This window comes from Venatorbacter sp. C2-1, assembly GCF_022832715.1.
GTDB classification, from domain to species: Bacteria; Pseudomonadota; Gammaproteobacteria; order Pseudomonadales; family Oceanobacteraceae; genus Venatoribacter; species Venatoribacter alkanivorans.
The window spans coordinates 3,782,752-3,800,345 of the sequence record NZ_CP094879.1; the positions used below are offsets into that span (position 1 = coordinate 3,782,752).

16 protein-coding genes are annotated in these 17,594 nt (G+C 53.3%); 5 read left to right on the forward strand and 11 right to left on the reverse strand.

The window, feature by feature from the left end; all coding sequences use genetic code 11:
- Window positions 1-11: 11 nt before the first annotated feature.
- From MT343_RS16935 to MT343_RS16950, 4 genes are all read right to left on the reverse strand, one after another.
- Entirely contained in the window at window positions 12-902 is an 891-nt protein-coding gene (locus MT343_RS16935) for a methylated-DNA--[protein]-cysteine S-methyltransferase (protein ID WP_145466643.1), read from the reverse strand.
- Between the two features lie 71 nt (window positions 903-973).
- Window positions 974-1,705 carry a transglutaminase-like domain-containing protein gene (locus MT343_RS16940; RefSeq protein WP_145466644.1) on the reverse strand — a complete coding sequence of 244 codons (732 nt, stop codon included), beginning with the start codon at window positions 1,703-1,705 and terminating at the stop codon, window positions 974-976.
- Window positions 1,706-1,810: 105 nt separating this feature from the next.
- A complete protein-coding gene (locus MT343_RS16945; protein ID WP_222428447.1) occupies window positions 1,811-2,512 on the reverse strand; it encodes an AraC family transcriptional regulator in 702 nt (233 codons plus the stop codon).
- 29 nt (window positions 2,513-2,541) lie between these two features.
- The gene (locus MT343_RS16950) at window positions 2,542-2,955 is read right to left on the reverse strand and encodes an NUDIX hydrolase (RefSeq protein ID WP_145466645.1); all 414 of its coding nucleotides are present in this window, start codon (window positions 2,953-2,955) and stop codon (window positions 2,542-2,544) included.
- A 191-nt stretch (window positions 2,956-3,146) separates the two neighbouring features.
- On the opposite strand from MT343_RS16950, the gene MT343_RS16955 reads away from it, so the two are divergent.
- Together MT343_RS16955 and MT343_RS16960 are read left to right on the forward strand one after the other, a co-directional pair.
- Window positions 3,147-5,432, forward strand: a complete 2,286-nt coding sequence (locus MT343_RS16955; RefSeq protein WP_186435782.1) for a TonB-dependent receptor — start codon at window positions 3,147-3,149, stop codon at window positions 5,430-5,432.
- 2 nt (window positions 5,433-5,434) lie between these two features.
- A complete protein-coding gene (locus MT343_RS16960) occupies window positions 5,435-6,829 on the forward strand; it encodes a PepSY-associated TM helix domain-containing protein (RefSeq protein WP_145466647.1) in 1,395 nt (464 codons plus the stop codon).
- Between the two features lie 55 nt (window positions 6,830-6,884).
- Here MT343_RS16960 and MT343_RS16965 read toward each other — a convergent pair whose 3' ends face one another.
- Window positions 6,885-7,853 carry a patatin-like phospholipase family protein gene (locus MT343_RS16965; RefSeq protein ID WP_145466648.1) on the reverse strand — a complete coding sequence of 323 codons (969 nt, stop codon included), beginning with the start codon at window positions 7,851-7,853 and terminating at the stop codon, window positions 6,885-6,887.
- On the reverse strand, window positions 7,850-9,403 hold the full coding sequence (locus tag MT343_RS16970; protein ID WP_145466649.1) for a flavin-containing monooxygenase: 1,554 nt from the start codon (window positions 9,401-9,403) through the stop codon (window positions 7,850-7,852). The genes MT343_RS16965 and MT343_RS16970 overlap by 4 nt, the downstream gene beginning before the upstream one ends.
- 409 nt (window positions 9,404-9,812) lie before the next feature.
- Between MT343_RS16970 and MT343_RS16975 the strand changes: the two genes are divergently transcribed.
- From MT343_RS16975 to MT343_RS16985, 3 genes are all read left to right on the forward strand, one after another.
- Window positions 9,813-10,643 (forward strand): MBL fold metallo-hydrolase, encoded by an 831-nt coding sequence (locus MT343_RS16975; protein WP_145466650.1) that lies wholly within the window; start codon window positions 9,813-9,815, stop codon window positions 10,641-10,643.
- A gap of 135 nt (window positions 10,644-10,778) precedes the next feature.
- Window positions 10,779-11,843 carry a YjgN family protein gene (locus MT343_RS16980; protein WP_145466651.1) on the forward strand — a complete coding sequence of 355 codons (1,065 nt, stop codon included), beginning with the start codon at window positions 10,779-10,781 and terminating at the stop codon, window positions 11,841-11,843.
- Window positions 11,844-11,874: 31 nt separating this feature from the next.
- Window positions 11,875-12,957 (forward strand): M48 family metallopeptidase, encoded by a 1,083-nt coding sequence (locus tag MT343_RS16985; protein ID WP_145466652.1) that lies wholly within the window; start codon window positions 11,875-11,877, stop codon window positions 12,955-12,957.
- Between the two features lie 98 nt (window positions 12,958-13,055).
- Here MT343_RS16985 and MT343_RS16990 read toward each other — a convergent pair whose 3' ends face one another.
- From MT343_RS16990 to MT343_RS17010, 5 genes are all read right to left on the reverse strand, one after another.
- Window positions 13,056-13,484: a hotdog fold thioesterase gene (locus tag MT343_RS16990; RefSeq protein WP_145466653.1), complete on the reverse strand. Its 429-nt coding sequence runs from the start codon at window positions 13,482-13,484 to the stop codon at window positions 13,056-13,058.
- Between the two features lie 108 nt (window positions 13,485-13,592).
- Window positions 13,593-14,396: a heme ABC transporter ATP-binding protein gene (locus MT343_RS16995; protein WP_145466654.1), complete on the reverse strand. Its 804-nt coding sequence runs from the start codon at window positions 14,394-14,396 to the stop codon at window positions 13,593-13,595.
- A 30-nt stretch (window positions 14,397-14,426) separates the two neighbouring features.
- On the reverse strand, window positions 14,427-15,497 hold the full coding sequence (locus tag MT343_RS17000; RefSeq protein ID WP_243989423.1) for a FecCD family ABC transporter permease: 1,071 nt from the start codon (window positions 15,495-15,497) through the stop codon (window positions 14,427-14,429).
- Between the two features lie 20 nt (window positions 15,498-15,517).
- A complete protein-coding gene (locus MT343_RS17005; protein WP_145466656.1) occupies window positions 15,518-16,411 on the reverse strand; it encodes a heme/hemin ABC transporter substrate-binding protein in 894 nt (297 codons plus the stop codon).
- Window positions 16,412-16,413: 2 nt separating this feature from the next.
- Window positions 16,414-17,589 carry a hemin-degrading factor gene (locus MT343_RS17010; RefSeq protein ID WP_145466657.1) on the reverse strand — a complete coding sequence of 392 codons (1,176 nt, stop codon included), beginning with the start codon at window positions 17,587-17,589 and terminating at the stop codon, window positions 16,414-16,416.
- Window positions 17,590-17,594: the final 5 nt, after the last annotated feature.

Below are 17,594 nucleotides of genomic sequence, written 5' to 3' on the forward strand. Positions count from 1 at the left end.
AGCGGCTGCGGCTACTCCTCAGCCGCCAGCCGCAGCCGTTCCCAGCTCTGCATAACCTGCTTGCGCAGCGGCCCCCAGCGATAACCGCCCAGCGCCCCGCTCTGCTGAATTACCCGGTGACAGGGAATCATAAAAGCCACCGGGTTGGCGCCGACCGCATTACCAATCGCCCGTGCCGCCGTTGGCTGACCCAGCTGCGCCGCCAGCTGGCCATAGCTGAGCGCATGGCCGGCAGGAATGGTTAATAACGCGCGCCAGACCGCCAGCTGAAAATTGGTACCGCGCACATGCAGCGACAACGGCGCGCCAGCATCACTGCGCTTGCGGGCAAACAGCGTGGCGACCAGCTGTTGTGCCACGGCGTTATCTTCGTGCCAGCCGGCCGCCGGCCATTCAGCCTGTAACGCGGCCAGTTCTTCGGCGGCACTGAGTTCCTGATGCTGTTGCTGATGTTGCTGCTGTGAATCTGGTTCATCTTCTCCTGTTGCAATAAAAGCAGCACGGCATAAGCCACGGGGTGTTTGTGCAATAAACATCGGGCCAAAGGGCGTGTCTGCCACACCGTAACGGATGGTCAGCCCGGCGCCGGCGCGCTGATATTCACCCGGCGTTACCGCTTCCAGCTGAACAAAATGATCGTGCAGCCGGCTGCTGCCGCTTAAGCCCAGCTCATCGGCTGCTTCCAGCAACGGCAATTGCTGACGCAGCAGGAATTTACCGCGCTCCAGTGTTAATACCTGCAGAAAACGCTTGGGGCTGGTGCCCGCCCACTGACTGAACAGACGCTGAAAATGAAAAGGGCTGAGATTAACCGCCGCGGCGATATCCTCCAGTGCTGGCTGCTCGCGGGCATGTTCCGTAATAAAACGGATAGCCGTTGCGATTCGTTGATAGTCAGACATAAGCAGCTCCGCGCCGGTTGATTCACTTCATCATAAAAATCCGGGCCACGAACACAACCCGGATCTTGCGCTTAACGGATACCCGCGCGGCGGATTTTTCTGACATTGATATTCATCAGATGGCGCAGCAGATAACGGTACAGAATACGTTTGAAGCCGCGCAGGTTAGTGCCCATCGCCGCGTAAAATTCATCCGGCGTGTTGTAAACACCGTAGTCGTCGGCAATACCTTCCTTCTGAATATAGGTATTGCCGCCCTGCCAGTCGTTCTGTGGTTTTTGCAGACAAGGCGTGGCAATGCCATAACCACTGAAGGCTTCACACTCGCTGGCAAAGGCTTTCTGCACCTGCTGCAAATACGGCTGGTCGATAATATAACCCTCTATTTCCAGCCAGCGGCCATCGTAATAGATTTCGACCCAGCTGTGCAGAATACGCGCGGGTGCAAAAGCGAACATCCACAGCGGAATTGCGCCCTTCTGCAGCTCGTTATAAATGGTAAAACCGTGAAAACGGGCAGGAATGCCCAGCGCCCGCAACAGCGCCATCAGCAGCGTGCCTTTGGTATTGCACTGGCCGTAACCATCACGCAACACCTTACTCGCGCTGAGGCTGTCATCGGCGTTGTAGCCAAAGCGGATATCGTCGCGCACAAAACGATAAACCTCTGCAATCTGCTGGCGGGTATCCAGCTGGCGCCAGCCCCGTTGCTGAATCAGCTGCTGAATGGCCGGATGCCGGTAATCCAGCATGCGGGTTGTGGCCAGATAGCTATCTGCTGTGTTTGTTGTGTTGTCAGCCATGGTGTACCTCCTGTTTTTTACCAGACTAGCGCCGGTACAGGCTGATAACTTGAATAAACTGGCTGACTTGCTCGTGTGATTTATGGTTGTGATTAATGGTGGTGATTAATTGCGGGCCAGCTGCACTGCCTCACGCACCGATAACCCAAAATGACGACGGAAAGTCCGGCTCAGATGAGCACTGTCGGCAAAGCCCGCATCCTGCGCTGCAGTGGTCGCACTCTTCCCCTGATGTAACGCCTGCACCGCACAGAGCAGGCGGCGCCATAACAGATAGGGCCGCCAGGGCATGTGCATCTGCTCACGGAACAGATGCAGAAAACGGCTCTCCGACAACGCCAGTCCGGCGGCAATATCCCGCGCACGCCATTGCGAAGGTTTGATGCAGCCGCCGTTAAAACACTGATCCAGTTGCTGCTGCAGTCGCAGCAGGCGGCTGTCGGTTATTTGCAGATTAAATGCCTGTTTATCCAGCCCCAACAGATGGCTTAACGCCGCCAGTAACTCAGTGCTGTCAGCCGCAGATGCCGGGTCAGGCAGGGATACCGACAGCTGGCCGTTCATCTGTTGCAAAGCATGTTTACCGGCGACAGACAGAGGCTCCAGCAAAATAATCCAGCAGTGTTCAGCAGCCAGATCGTGCTCCGCTTGCGGTGCAATCAGCAATGGGCCAGTGCCTTTTTCAGTGTTCAGTTGCCAGTGCCCCTGCGTTCCGGGCCACACCAGTTGCAGAGCCGCATGCTGGTGCTTATCGGCGAGTATATGCGGGCTGTAAAAGGCCAGAATGCCGGGTTTAATAATCAGCACGGGAATTTTTTACCGCATTGATTAAATCATTAAACGCCATATAAACGCAGCGCTTCGGCAATGGCGGTATGGTCAGGCGTAATATCCAGCGCCCCCAGTTCCGACAAGGGTTGCCAGAATACGGCTTCAGCCTCGTGGGCCTGAATATTGCCGTGCCATTCGGTAATTAAATAATAATGCAGCAGCTGCAGTTCGTCGGTGGGGTGCAACAGCGAACAGACGTAGCGGGCATTCAGCGGCCGGATGCCCAGTTCTTCATCCAGCTCGCGCAGCAGGGTGTCGTGCTGATGTTCGCCCTCTTCCATATGCCCGCCCGGCACCATCACCAGACCCGGATCGATTTCTTTATCGTCGCGGCGTTTTTCCAGCAATACACAATCATCGCGCAGCAGAATAAAGGACACACAGGGCGCAAAGGGCTGAAGAGTAATAGCAGCGGACATGGCGATATCCTGAAGATTAAATGGTGCATTGTTATAACCAGCCTGCGCTCCGGGTACAAGCTCCGCATCACAAGCCGGACAGACCGCATGTCCGTTTTATCGGGGCAAGATCAGGTGCGACAAGTCGCCGCAGGGGAAGGCCGGGAACTTTCTGCTATCGTCGCGCAAATTTTCAGATATGGAATGCTGTAATGGCTCAGCCGACGTCAATCGCTCCTGCCCGCCTGCTGGCAACCACACCCCTGCCCTTGTTATTCCCCCTGTTATTACCCCTGCTGTTCGCAGGCAAGAATGTATCTGCCGCTGATGCCGAGCTGGAACCGCAGGTCAGCCGTGCCAGTGGTATGCCACAAAATGTCAGCACCCCGCTGCGGGAAATAACCCGCGAGCAATTACAGAGCATCAACTTTATTAATACCGAAGATGCCGTACGTGACCAGCCCGGTATTATCGTACGTAAACGTTACATCGGTGATCCGAATGCCACCCTCGGCATGCGCGGCAGCAATATGTTCCAGACCACCCGTTCGCTGGTTTTTGCTGATGGTATGCCACTGCATTATCACCTGCAGACACGCTACAGTGGTGCACCGCGCTGGTCGGTTGTTGCACCGGCCGAAATCCAGCAGGTGGATATTCTGTACGGCCCTTTTGCAGCGGAATATTCCGGCAACGCCATGGGCGGGGTTGTTAATATTCAGACCCGTCTGCCCGACGAGCGGGAAATCAGCATTGAAGGCAGCAGCTTTGTGCAGGACTACGACCGCATCGGCCGTAAACAACAATTATCCGGCCAGCGTCTATACACCAGCTGGGGCGAGCGTTTTGGTAACCTGCAGTTACTGGCTGGTTTTCAGCGTTTGCAAAATGATGGTCAGCCACAAAGCTTTTATTACAGCGCCGAAAAACCAACCACCGGCAGCGCAGCCAGTGGCGGAATTCAGGGGCGGGACAGTAAAGGCAACCCGGTGCTGTATTACGGCGATGCCGGTATCGCCGATACCCTGACTGATTTATATAAAATCCGCGCACGCTACAATTTGCCCGACGGCGAAGTCCGCGCCAGCCTGGTCTATGAGCAACGGCAGAATAATAATACCGATGCCCGCAGCCTGATACGTGACGCCGACGGTAATACAGTTTACAGCGGCAATGTCAGTCAGGATGGTCATAACTACAGCCTCAGTGGCAGCAGTTTCCGCCACAGCCGGCAAGACCGCCATTCGCTGCTCAGTGCGCTGGGCGTGACTCTGCCAATAGCGGGCAGCTGGTATTGGCAGGCGGATATCAGTCAGTTTGATATTTTAAAAGACGAGCAGATACGCTCGGCCAGAAACCCGGCTGATCCTGCCTGGGATGGCAGTGGTGATATTCAGAATTTCCGCGATACCGGCTGGCAGACGGCGGATATTAAAAGCGGCACACAGAGACTGTTTGGCCGCCGCGATATGAACCTGTTGCTCGGTTATCACTATGGTGATTATCAGCTTGAGCTGGAAAAAGGCGCCTACGATTATGCCGCCGGACAAAGTGCCGGACAGACACCGTTATCGGGTGGTGAAACCCGGATACAGGCAATTTTTGCCGACTATGGCTGGCAATTTACCAATACACTGGATCTGACACTGGGCCTGCGCCATGAGCGCTGGCTGGGGCTGAACGGCTTTAAAGGCAATGATGAAAATCCGGACCGCAACGAAAGCGCCGTATCACCCAAATTTTCCCTTGGCTGGCAACTGGCTCCGCTGTGGCACAGCCGTTATTCCCTTGCCCGCGCGGTACGTTTTCCTATCGTTGAAGAGCTGTACGAAAATGCCAGCAACGACGATGTCCAACAAATTGCCAATGCCAGTCTGAAGCCCGAAACCGGTATCCACCATAACCTCAATATTCAGTTCGATGATGGCCGGCAAAGCCTGCAGATTAATCTGTTTTACGAAAAAATCCGCGACACTATTTTTAACCAGAGCGGCATTTATGCCGATGCTTTCGGTAATCCGCTGACCATCAGTTCGTTTCTGAATATCGACCGCGTATCAACCCGCGGAGCAGATATCAGCCTGCAGCGCCGCGCGCTGTTTATGCCGCAGCTCGATGTGCGTTTTAATGCCACCGCCCTGCGTTCCCGTATTGATAAAAACGACGGTGTGGCTGACAGCGAAGGCAAAGATATGCCACGTATTCCGCGCTGGAGTCAGAATCTGACTCTGACCTGGCATCAGAGTACAGCACTGGATTTCAGCACCAGTGTGCGCCATATCAGCGACAGCTATAACGAACTGGATAACAGCGACCACGAGCAGCGCGTATTCGGTGCGATTGATGCGTACACCTTTATCGATGCCAGGATGCGTTACCAGTTTAACCGCCATGCTCAGCTGTCAGTTGGTGCCGATAATATTACTGACCGGGTAGCCTACGTTCATCACCCTTATCCGTCACGCACACTCTATCTGGAGGGCGGTTACCGCTTCTGATAATGAACCATAATCTCTACCGGAAAATCTGGCGCTGGCATTTTTATGCCGGATTATTTGTACTGCCCTTTATGCTCATTCTGGCCCTGAGCGGAATTGCCATGTTGCTGCAACCACAGCTGGAACAATGGCAGTTTGGCGATTATTTAACCGTTAGCCCCAGCGCTCAGCAGCTATCTGCCGACGACCAATACCAGGCCGTAAAAACAGCCTTTCCGGACGCAGCGATTGAACAGTACCTGCCGGCCAGAACACCACACAGCAGTGCACGTTTTCATATCCGTGAAGGTAACAGCAGCCGTATTGTTTTTGTTGATCCTTACCGGGCCAGCATCATTGGCAGTATGGCGTTAGCGGATACCTGGTATGCTATTGCCGATGATATTCATGGCACCCTGCTGGCCGGATGGTTTGGTGATGCTTTGCTCGAAGCCTCTGCAGGCCTGTGTATTTTTTTATTAATATCCGGGCTCTACCTGCACTGGCCACGCAGCCGTAAAAGTTCTTTATGGCATATTCCGCTACAACTGAATAATAAACGCTCACGCTGGCGCCAGCTGCATGGCGCGCTGGGATTATGGCTGAGTCTGCTACTGGTATTTTTTGCCTTAAGCGGCCTGGCCTGGAGCGGCGTATGGGGGCAAAAAATCGTACAACCCTGGGGCAGTTTTCCCGCAGAAAAATCGGCCCGGTTCTGGCAGCCGGAGAAAAATTCAGCGGTTAATCCTCATGCCGGGCACCACAGCGCCATGCCGGATACCGCGACGTTAAACAGTGGAAATCTGAATGAAATATCATGGAGTGCTGAGCAATTGCCGATTCCTGCAGCAGAACCTGCCGCCGCGCATCCGCTTACAGCGCAACAGATTATAAATATCGGCAAACAACTTCTGCCCGGTTATTTCCGCATCAGTTTTCCGCGTGGCGAACAAGGCGTATACACCCTGATTGCCTCAACCAGCAGCGGTGATATTACCGATCCGATGCAGGACAGAACGGTACATATCAACCCGGCGGATGGTCGGGTGTTAGCCGATATTGGTTGGGATAATTACAACCTGCTGGCAAAAAGCATGGCCGCCGGAATTGCCCTGCATAAAGGTCAGGCGGGGCTGTGGAATCTGTGGCTCAACATTATCGCCTGCCTGTTATTAATGTTGCTGGCACTGGCTGGTCTGGTGTTGTGGTGGAAGCGCCGTTCGCCAAATAAAGGCAGCCTGTTACGCCCGCCGGCTGCGGATAAAACATTAAACCCGTTATGGCTGTTGCTGCTGATCAGCTTTGCGCTACTTTTCCCGTTAAGCGGTCTGGCATTGCTGGGCTTTGCCTTACTGGACTTTGCGCTGCCAGACAGATTAACGGGCAACTTAACGACGGCAACACAGCTGAACAGCTAAACAGCTAAACAGCTAAACATCTGATCCTGACTCAGGCACAGACTCAGACCCGGGCTCAGGCCATAGCAATGGCCTGAGCTACCGTTGCCGGCGTGCTTAATAACGCGGTATCGAACACGCCCTGCCGCCGCGCCGGATCAAGCAGATTCCAGCCAAAGGCGTGCAGGTCATCTTCGTTCGGTTCAATGCGGATAACCCGTTTACCGGCAGCGCGCAGCATGGCTTCTTCACGGTCTACTATGCGTGTCATCCCCCGCCGGGCATAACGTTCAACGGCATTAAAAAGACTGCCGGCTTTACCCGGCCAGCGTGATGCCATCGGCGCGATAATAATGACTTCATCGACGTCTTCGTTAACCAGTAAATCCGCCGACGCCGGTGACATAATGCCGCCATCCAGGTAGGTATTCCCCTGAATATTGACCGGCGGACAACAGCCCGGCACCGCATAGGATGCACACACCGCACGCGATAATGGCACCTGAGTAAAATCATCGGCCTGGCTGCCAATGGCACGGCGCTCGGCGGTTTTTGCATCCACTGCCATCAGCCAGAGTTTTTTCTGTGTTTGCTGTCCGGTCTGTAGTGCTTGTGGCCAGAGATCACCAGCCGATGCCGACTGAATAAGACGCACAAAGCCCGACATATCGGTACGGCCGCGGGGCAAAATTCCGCAGAGTCCGGTTAGTAAACTGACTTCACGGTTTAAGGCTTTTTTAAATAACGCCGGGCCACTGAATTTCCATTGTGGCCAGGGCGGTAATTTACCGCCGGAGTCGGTCGCATGGTTCCAGTAACAGCCTTGCTGCGGCTCATTATTTTGCGCGGCGACTAAGCGCTCCAGACTGACACCACTGGCAAGCAGTGCAGCCAGCACTGCACCCACCGAAGTGCCCACCAGAATATCGGCATCGGCCGGATTCCAGTTCAGCTGTTTGCTCACCGCCTGCAAAGCAGCAATGCTCCAGGCACCTCCGGCGACGGCACCACACCCCAACACCAGCGCCCGTTTTGGCTGACTCATACGCTGACCTCCGTGGCTTTTTTCCGCCGCGCTGTTGTTTTTTTCGTACTGTTGGCTGTTATGTTCTGAGCCACCCAGTCGACCTTAGCCAGACCAACATAAGACGCCATATCAAAACGGCTTAACAGCTGGCGCATACGGTAAGTACTCCAGGGAAAACCGATACTGTTTTTACCATTCTGATCGAGGTAATAACTGGAGCAGCCACCGGTATTCCAGACCGTTCCCTGCAGTTCCTGCTGCACCCGTTGGTTATAACCCTGCTGCACCTCAGCTTTTACTTCCAGCGTCTGCAGCTGATTACGCTGCATGGTTTTTATTGCGCCCATAATGTAATTAATCTGAGCTTCGATCACGATAAAGGCCGAGTTATGACCAATCGCCAGATTAGGACCAAGAATTAAAAAGAAATTCGGAAAATTATGAATACAGGTGCCACGGTAAGCCTCCGGACTGCCCTGCCAGACATCATCCAGCGAACGGCCATCGCGACCGTGCACATGGCGGGCAATAGGCACATCGGACACATGAAAACCCGTGCCAAGAATAATCACATCAACTTCGGCTTCGCTGCCATCCTGACCTACCACGGTATTGCCACGGATTTCTTTAACACCGGTGGCCAGCACCTCAACATTGCTTTGTGCCACCGCCGGATAATAATTATTCGACAGCAATACACGCTTACAGCCCATGGTGTAATCCGGGGTTAATTTACGGCGTAATACCGGGTCTTTAATCTTGCGGTTAATGTGCGCGGTGGCGATTTTTTGCATCCACTTTAATAACAGCGGTTTGCGGAAACCAACGCCAAAGGCTTCAAAACCGGTGTAAATGAGTTTACGCCAGCTGTTCAGGGTTAACGGCAAACGGAAAAATGCACGCTCAACGGCCGGAATACGGTGATCGGGTTTGGGCAGAATCCACTGTGGCGTGCGCTGGAAAATACTCAGCTTGCCAACTTTGGGCTGTATTTCCGGCACAAACTGAATGGCCGAGGCACCGGTACCGATCACCGCCACCCGTTTGCCGCTTAAATCGCAATCGTGATTCCAGCGCGAGGAATGGAACACCTCACCGTTAAATTCCTTAAGGCCCGGCAGCTTCGGCATAATGGGCTCATGCAGATAGCCTACCGCCGAAATGATTTTGTTGGCCGTCAGCTCGGTTTTAACATCGCCCTCTGCGGTTTTAATTAACCACTGCTGTGACTCTTCCTGCCAGAAACTGTCTTCCACCGCGATGCCATAGCGGATAAAAGGCGTTATACCAAAACGCTCTGCTGTGCTGCGCACATAACTGAGAATTTCCGCCTGCGGTGCAAAGGCACGGCTCCAGTCCGGCTTTTGCGCAAACGAATACGAGTACAGCGCCGAGGGTACATCGCAGGCACAACCCGGATAGGTATTGTCGCGCCAGCAACCACCCAGATCCGGGTATTTTTCCAGAATCAGAAAATCGCTGAAGCCCTGTTCCAGCAGTTTAATTGCAGCGCCAATACCACTGACGCCGGCACCGATGATGATGGTATCCCAGTGTGTTTTTTTCATTGTTATTGTTCCCGGCTCAAAGCTGATTACCCATTCCGTTTTAGTGCAGACTACCCAAAGCGGAATAGCTCGTCAATTTTGATAGGGACGCCCAGGTCGTCAGGCAACAGCAGCCACACTTCGCGCCAGAGCCGCGCCGTCTCTGGTCTGGCGGATAATGGCCGCCTGCCTGCGGGTGGATTCGTGTCAGCTCCTTTGTTCTTTGCCACGGTATATTGTCCGCAAAGCACAGGTGCCCACCGTAAAACCCAGCCCTGCTTTGCGCTCCTGCCCCCTGTTTAATAGCTCCGCTGCGGCAGAAACTGGCATTTTTGCCATAAAGACTGCGCCATAAGGCTATTAACCCCGGTCTGTTTTAAATCCATACTGCCACTTCAAAAATAATAACGACGCCAGGGCAACTCTGACCATGCCGATACGCAAAGAATACCGTTACGACAATGGTGAACATTCCGTTACCGGCACCCGTGTCGGTCGTTTTAATCTGGGGATTAATACCACCTTTATTGTCTATCGTATTGGCGACACGCTGATTGATACCGGCCCGTCCAACCAGTGGCGTGAAGTAAAGCAGGTACTGGAGCGCAGCCAGCAACACACGCCGCTGCGCCAGCTGTTAATTACCCATCACCATGAAGATCACAGCGGTAACGCCCGCCGTATCAGTCAGCTGACCGGTGTTCTGCCTTATGCACCGGTTCAGGGGCAGGAAAAACTGGCGCGCGGTTATCGCACCCCGTTGTTGCAAAAAGTCATCTGGGGCAGCCCCCGGCCGGTAGCGACCCAGGCTTTACATAACAACCTGACGCTGAGCGATGGCAGCCCGGTTATTCCTGTGCATACTCCCGGCCACGCCAAAGATTTAACCTGCCTGTTTATGCCAGCGCAGAAATATTTATTCAGCGGCGATATGTATATTTCCAAATCACTGAAATATCTGCGCAGCGATGAGCATCTGGGCGATCTGATTCACAGTCTGGATAAACTACTGGCGCTGGATTTCAGCGTCTTATTCTGTCCACACCGTGGCATTGTTGAAGATGGCAAAGCCGCACTGCAGGAAAAACGCGACAACCTTTACCGGCTGTGTGAACAGGCGCAGCAATTGCAGCAACAGGGGCTGAAAGAAGAGGATATTGTTGTCCGCATACTGGGGCCGGAAGATTTTCTGGCCAAAGCATCGCGTTACAACATCTCTAAAAGTAATCTTATCCGGCAGGCGCTGATCTATCCGCTGTAATCGCTCCATATAACAAATCATTGTGATCTGTTACAAAAAATCCTTACCCATATACCCTTTCGGCGGCTGACAGGATTGCAGCCCGCCGTTGATTTCGTTATAAATTGCGGCCCAATCAAACAAGGACGTATCCGGATGAATCCATCTGTTTCTTCTGCCAACAGCAATGCTGGCGAAACCCGCATCCTGCCGGTTATTTTTTCCGGTAAAAAAGGTGAATACCTGAAACTCTGGCTGGTGAATATGCTGCTCAGCATTCTCACTCTGGGCATTTACAGTGCCTGGGCCAAAGTCCGCAATACCCAATACCTGTATGGTCACACTCAGGTTGAAGGTCATCGTTTACAGTATCTGGCTACTCCACTGCAGATTCTGCGCGGCCGTATTATTGCGGTAATTCTTTTTGGTTTATATGTGATTGTTTCCAGCCTGCATCCGGTTGCCAACCTGGTATTAATGCTGCTGTTACTGATTGCATTGCCATGGCTGCTGATTCAGGGACTGCGTTTTACCCTGCGCATGACCGCCTACCGTAATGTGCGTTTTTCTTTTGATGCCAACTACGGCGGCGTATTACTGCACTTTATTCTGCTGCCTGTTCTCGGCGCTCTGACCTTTGGTCTGGCTATGCCGTGGGTAATTCAGCGTCTGCAAAAATATATTCATGACTCCATCAGCTTTGGCGGTCATAACTTCAGCCTGAATTCTTCGGCCGGTTACTACTACAAAGCCGTTCTGGTCTGCATTGGTCTGTCTGTTCTGTATTTTATTGCTCTGGCCCTTCTGGGTGGTGGCGTATTTGCCGCTCTGGCTGCTGAAAACCCTGCGGCACTGGGCGGCTTGGTCATTATCGCAATCAGCTATTTCATGTTTGGTTATGTAATTGGTGCGGTGTATCAGAGCATGATCCGCAACCATGTAATGAACAACCTGAGCATTGATGGCGTGGTGTCTTTTAATTCCAGTGTGGAAGTGAAGCCTTATATCTGGCTGATGCTGTCCAACTCACTGCTGCTGATCTTTACTCTGGGTCTGGCCTATCCGGTAACCCAGATCCGTAAAAACAAGTTTCTGGCGGATGCCACACTGGTTAATCTGCAACCAGCCGCAGATCATCTGGTAAATACGGTTGATGATAAATACTCCGCCTTTGGCGAAGAAGCCGCCGGTCTGTTTGACGCGGATCTGTCACTGACCTGATTAATCAGTAAACCCAAAGGGAGAAGCCCGCATGGCAACCGATAGCTCACCCATTGCGGGCACCTTCCAGCTGGCCGGTCGTGCAGAAGCACACCCGGCCATTGCCCGTATTAATGATAATGGCAGCGTACAGATTATCGCCGCCAATGATCAGCGCCCACTGCATTACAGTAACGCTCAGGATATGCAGTATGGCGATATTATTCCTGGCCTGCCGGCCGAATTAATCTTTGCCGACGGCGCCCGTTTTATTCCCACCGATGCATCCTATCGCTGGCCGGGTTTATCCGGTGCCAAACGTTTACCGGCCTGGCTTGAAACCCACTGGGTAGCTGTACTGGCCGCAGTTATTCTGGTTCCGGGTTTTATCTGGCTTATGGTACACAAAGTGATTCCTTCCGCCGCCAGTGCCAGCGTGCAGTATTTACCCGAATTTGTTGCCACCGAACTGGGTGAACAAACCCTGGACCTGCTTGACCGGTTTTATATGGAACCCACTCAGGTCAGCAACGAACAACAGGAAAAGATCACCGCCGACTGGCATGCCATTCTGCAGCGACTGGAACTGCCAGAGGATAAATTCCGCTTATATTTCCGTGCCAGCAATATCGGCGCCAATGCCTTTGCCCTGCCCGACGGCAGCGTGATTCTGACCGACGGAATTGTTGAGCTGATGCAGGATCACCCGGAGCAGCTCAATGCGGTTCTGCTGCACGAGATTGGTCATGTTGAACATAAGCACAGCTTGAAAACACTGGCGCAGGCCACGGCGACCACCATGATGTTTGCCATGATGTTCGGCGATATCGACGGTGCCGGAGAAATGATTATTGGTGCCGGCACCAGCTTGCTGCAAAGCGCATTTTCGCGCGATATGGAACGTGAAGCCGATGCTTATGCCTACACCCAATTGCATAAAATCGGTCATTCGCCGGTGGATTTTGCCAATGCTATGCGCGCACTGATGAAATCCCACGGTGCCAGCGATGAACAACTGCAGGGCAATGGGAACGGTGAAGACAATGGTAAGGAATTACTGGAATATCTGAGCTCACACCCGGATACATTAGAGCGGATTAAAGCTGCTGAAGAATGGCAGCCAGAAACAAAATAATGCTCTGATTGCGGTGAAGAAAAAAGCGATACCGGTAAACAGGTATCGCTCTTTCGCAGTTTACTGCGCTCTCTTGCTGCTTATTGCGCTCTCTCTGTTTATTGCGCGGCAATGACGGCCATGGTCAGACGTGAAATACAGCTCAGCTTGCCTTCGGCGTTATTAATACGGATTTCCCAGACCTGAGAGCTGCGGCCTTTGTGTACCAGTCTGGCGATACCGGTTAATTCACCGGAGCGTACGCCACGCAGATGGTTGGCATTAATTTCCTGCCCCACCGCATATTCCTTACTGTTATCCAGACACAGGTTGGCCGCCATGCTGCCCAGAGTTTCGGCAAATAATACGTTGGCGCCACCGTGTACCAGCCCAACCGGCTGAAAGGTGCGCTCATCGGCAGGCATAGTACCGGCAACATAATCATCACCCACTTCGGTAATAACAATGCCCAGATTACTACAGGCGGTATTTTCCATCTGGCGGTTCATATCCGCGATGTCGGGGGTGGCAAACCAGATACTGCTCATCAAAACCTCTGCTTCTGTGTGTTTGTTGTATTTCTGCAGATAAGTTTTTTATCAGAAAGCCCGGGGCCATGCACCCCGACTTTAGCGGCTATTGAAGAACAATCTGTATCAGGCCTGCATCCAGCCCAGATTTTGCTGCGCATAACGCTGCGCCAGCGGCATATCCAGCGCATAAGCTTCGGCCAGTAACTGCGCATCCGCCAGCAACTCCACCGCGCCGCAGGCCAGTACTTCGCCATGGCGTAAGATCAGCACCCGGTCAGCCCAGCAGGCCGCCAAGCTGATGTCGTGCATCACCGCCAGTACGGCCACGCCCTGCCCGGCAAATTCACCGACACGCTGCATAATGCTGTGCTGATGGGCCGGGTCGAGGGCCGAGGTGCATTCGTCGAGCAATAAATAACGCGGCAGTTCGCGGCCATCGCTGTTTTTCTCCGCTTGCCAGATCTGCGCCAGTACCCGTGCCAGCTGCACCCGTTGCTGTTCACCGCCGGATAACCCGGAATAATTGCGCCGGCGCAGATGCCAGACATCAGCACACTGCATGGCCGCCCGCTGCAGCGCGGTGCTGTGCAGTTCGTCACCGTGGGGAGCGCGCCCCAGAGCCACGACCTGATCAACACGGAACGGAAATGCCAGCTCCACTTTTTGTGGCATCACCGCCATCTGCCGCGCACGTTCAGCGCCGTTCCAGAATTTAAGCGATAAATGATCCAGAATAATATCGCCCTGATAATTGCTGAATTCACCACACATGCACTTCAGCAGCGTCGATTTACCAGCCCCGTTAGCACCCAGTACCGCCAGTTTTTCTCCATAACCCAGATGCAGATTAATATCGTTCAGAAGTGTTTTTGATGATCGGCCTGCAGCGCTTCCCAGATTCACACTCAGGTGTTTAACATTCAGCATTATCTGCTCCTGTTGCTGACAGCTCCCCGTTCAGCCACGGTTGTGTTTTACCTGCTGCAACAGCAGGCTTAAAAATACCGGTCCGCCAATCACCGCCATAACCAGCCCCACAGGTAAATCAGCCGGTGCCAGCCAGGTACGGGCAATCATATCGGCAATCAATAACAACGAAGCGCCCAATAACACAGAGGCCGGTAATAACGCACGGTGATCCGGCCCGATTAACAGACGCAATAAATGCGGCACCACCAGACCGATAAAACCAATCATGCCGGCCACCGCAACACCGGCACCAACCATTAACGCGGCTGCCGCAATTAACCAAAGCTTGGCCTGTTGCACGCGATAACCAAGATGGGTTGCTACCGCTTCGCCCAGTAATAATGCATTTAATAACCGCGCAAAACGCGGCAGAAAACATAAAGGCAAAATAATACAGACACTGAGGGCCGCAATTTCCGGCCAGCGACCGTGAGCCAGACTACCCATTGACCAGAACGTCATAGAACGCAATGCCTGATCGTCGGCCATGTAGGTAAGAATGCCGGTTAATGCTCCGGTTAATACGTTAATGGCCACGCCTGCCAATAGCAGCGTTGCTACCTGCGTCTGACCATTACGGGTACCTAAACGGTAAATCACCAGAGTAACTGCCAGACCGCCGAGAAATGCAGCAATCGGTAAGGCCAGAGGCCCCATAACCACGACCCAGAACGCCAGCAGAGAATCTTTTAAAACAATAACGGCAACCGCCGCCAGTGCCGCGCCACTGGCAACACCGATTAATCCGGGGTCGGCCAGCGGATTACGGAAAACTCCCTGAGTAACCGCTCCGGCCGCCGCCAGACCCGCACCGATAAGCACCGCCAGAAGAGTGCGCGGCAGGCGTAATTCACGCACCACCCAGTCGCTCTGTCCCTGAATGTCGGCAAAGGTCACGGCGTTCCATAACGACTGCAGCACCTGGGCATTGGTTAATTCTACCGGGCCGGTACGCAGCGATAATAAAATCAGCAAAAACAGTAACCCGGCGGCGGTAAAAATTAACAGCGCCTGACGCAACGCCGCAGACTGCAACAGGGCCAGGCGTGGCCCTTGCAAACGTATTGCCGCGCCGGGCATCAGGGTTGCTCCGCAGAAGACAGCGTCTGCATTTCAGGCGGATAAAGCAGCGTCACTAATTGCTCTAAAGCGCTACCAATACGCGGCCCAAAACCCAGCACCAATGAAGTATCCAGGGTATGAATACGTTGCTGACGGAAGGCCGGCGTCATCGCCAGTTGTGTATTTAATGCCGCACTCTGTGCCTGCGATGTATCCGCCGCGGCTTCTGTGTTGGCAATAAGTACAACCTCTGGTCCGGCCTGCAATACCGCTTCAGCGCTGACGGGTTTATAGCCGTTGTAAGCCATAACGTTGCGCGCATTTAACAGTGCCAGCATGGCATCGGCCTGGGTTTTACTGCCTGCCGCCATTAACCCGCGATTACCAGCACCGAGAATAAATAACGCAGCAGGCGCTGCTGCATCTGCAGGAATACTCGCCAGTGCTGCATCGGCCTGCTGTTTAATACTGCCCGCCAGTGCGCGTCCTGCGTCCGGTTTATTCAGTGCGTCAGCAACAGCCTGTATTTTATTCAGCACACCGTCGACGGAGTAATGATTACGGACACGTACAATCTTCACACCCGCCTGCTGCAGTTGCTCAAACACGCTGTCAGGTCCGGCATCGGTGCTGGCTAATACCAGTGTTGGCGACAGCGCCAGAATGCCTTCCGCCGATAACTGCCGCATATATCCCACGTCCGGCAGTTCTGTTGCTGCCGGTGGGTAACGACTGGTGGTATCAACCGCAACCAGAGCATCCTGCGCATTCAGCGCGTAAATAATTTCCGTCAGCGAGCCATCAATACTGACCACCCGCTCGGCAGAAAGCACAACGGAACTGAACAAGGCAAACGAGAACAGTCCTGCTGAAAATACCGCTATTCTGCGGAGTTGAATAAAATAACGCATGGTTATTCTCCGCCGGCCACGGACTGAACAGCATCTGCATCAACAACAGAATTAACAGCCAGTGCATGCTTTGCCAGTAATTTATTTAACAACTCGCGCCAGCCTTCAAGCTCCCGCTTACCGGGCTTGCGTTCACCAAATAACAAAGCAACCTGTTTGCCTTCGGCATCAAACATTTCCAGGGCACTGACAACGCCATCCGTTGTGGGTTTACGTACCAGCCAGACCTGATCCAGCAATTGGGTATTGGCGTGCAGATTAAAATCAGGATCGAGGACGTTAAACCATGGGCCGGTACGCAGCAGGGTTTTAACCGGGCCGGTATGAATCTGCACCATGCCTTCACTGCCGACAAACACCATAATCGGCAGCTCACTGGCTGCAGCCTGCAGCAGCGCATCTTCAAAGGCCTGCTTATCCAGCTGCTGGGCATAATCGGCACCGATAGCTCGGTATGCCGGGATGCGTTCCAGCTGATGTTTTTTCAGCATCGCCTGAAAATGATGTACATCTTTCAGTTCGCTCCAGTCTTTACGCAGCTGCTGTACATTAAGCTGTGCCGGTGCCTGCAATAATGCGTTATCCTTTTCTGCCTGATCACCTTCCGGCAGATTTCTTTCCAATACAATAAATGCGCTTTGCTCTGCCGCACGATAACGCTCCACCAGAGCACGGAAGGCCTGCATATCCGTATGAGTGTTGGCATAAATTTTATGCACAGCCTCACCCTGAGCATTAAAGAACTGCAGGCTTTCACGCATACTGTTACCCGCACCCTCCTGTACCGCAAAGCCATAAACAAAACGGCTGAAGAAAATACGCAGATCAATCACGCCCAGCGCCAGACCCATATTGCCGTGAATACTCAGGTCTTTATATTGGCCGGTTTTTTCGTGCACCATAGCGTCATTACGGGTCAGCGCCATAACAGAGCCAAGGCTTTCTACTTCGGTGAACAGTTTTTTAAAATCGCTGTTGAGGCGGGTAACGCCATTACCTACCCTGGTAGCCAGCAATTCCGCTTCGCTCACCCCCAGCTGCTCTGCGGCATTGCGGATACGCAGTTTTTCATTTTCATCACGCAGTGCCTGCCAGCGCCGGGCAAGGTCAGAAAAAAACTGAACAATATCTGCGGCTGTGCTGCTGGCCGATACCGAATTAATAGTTGCTGTTGTCATAATAT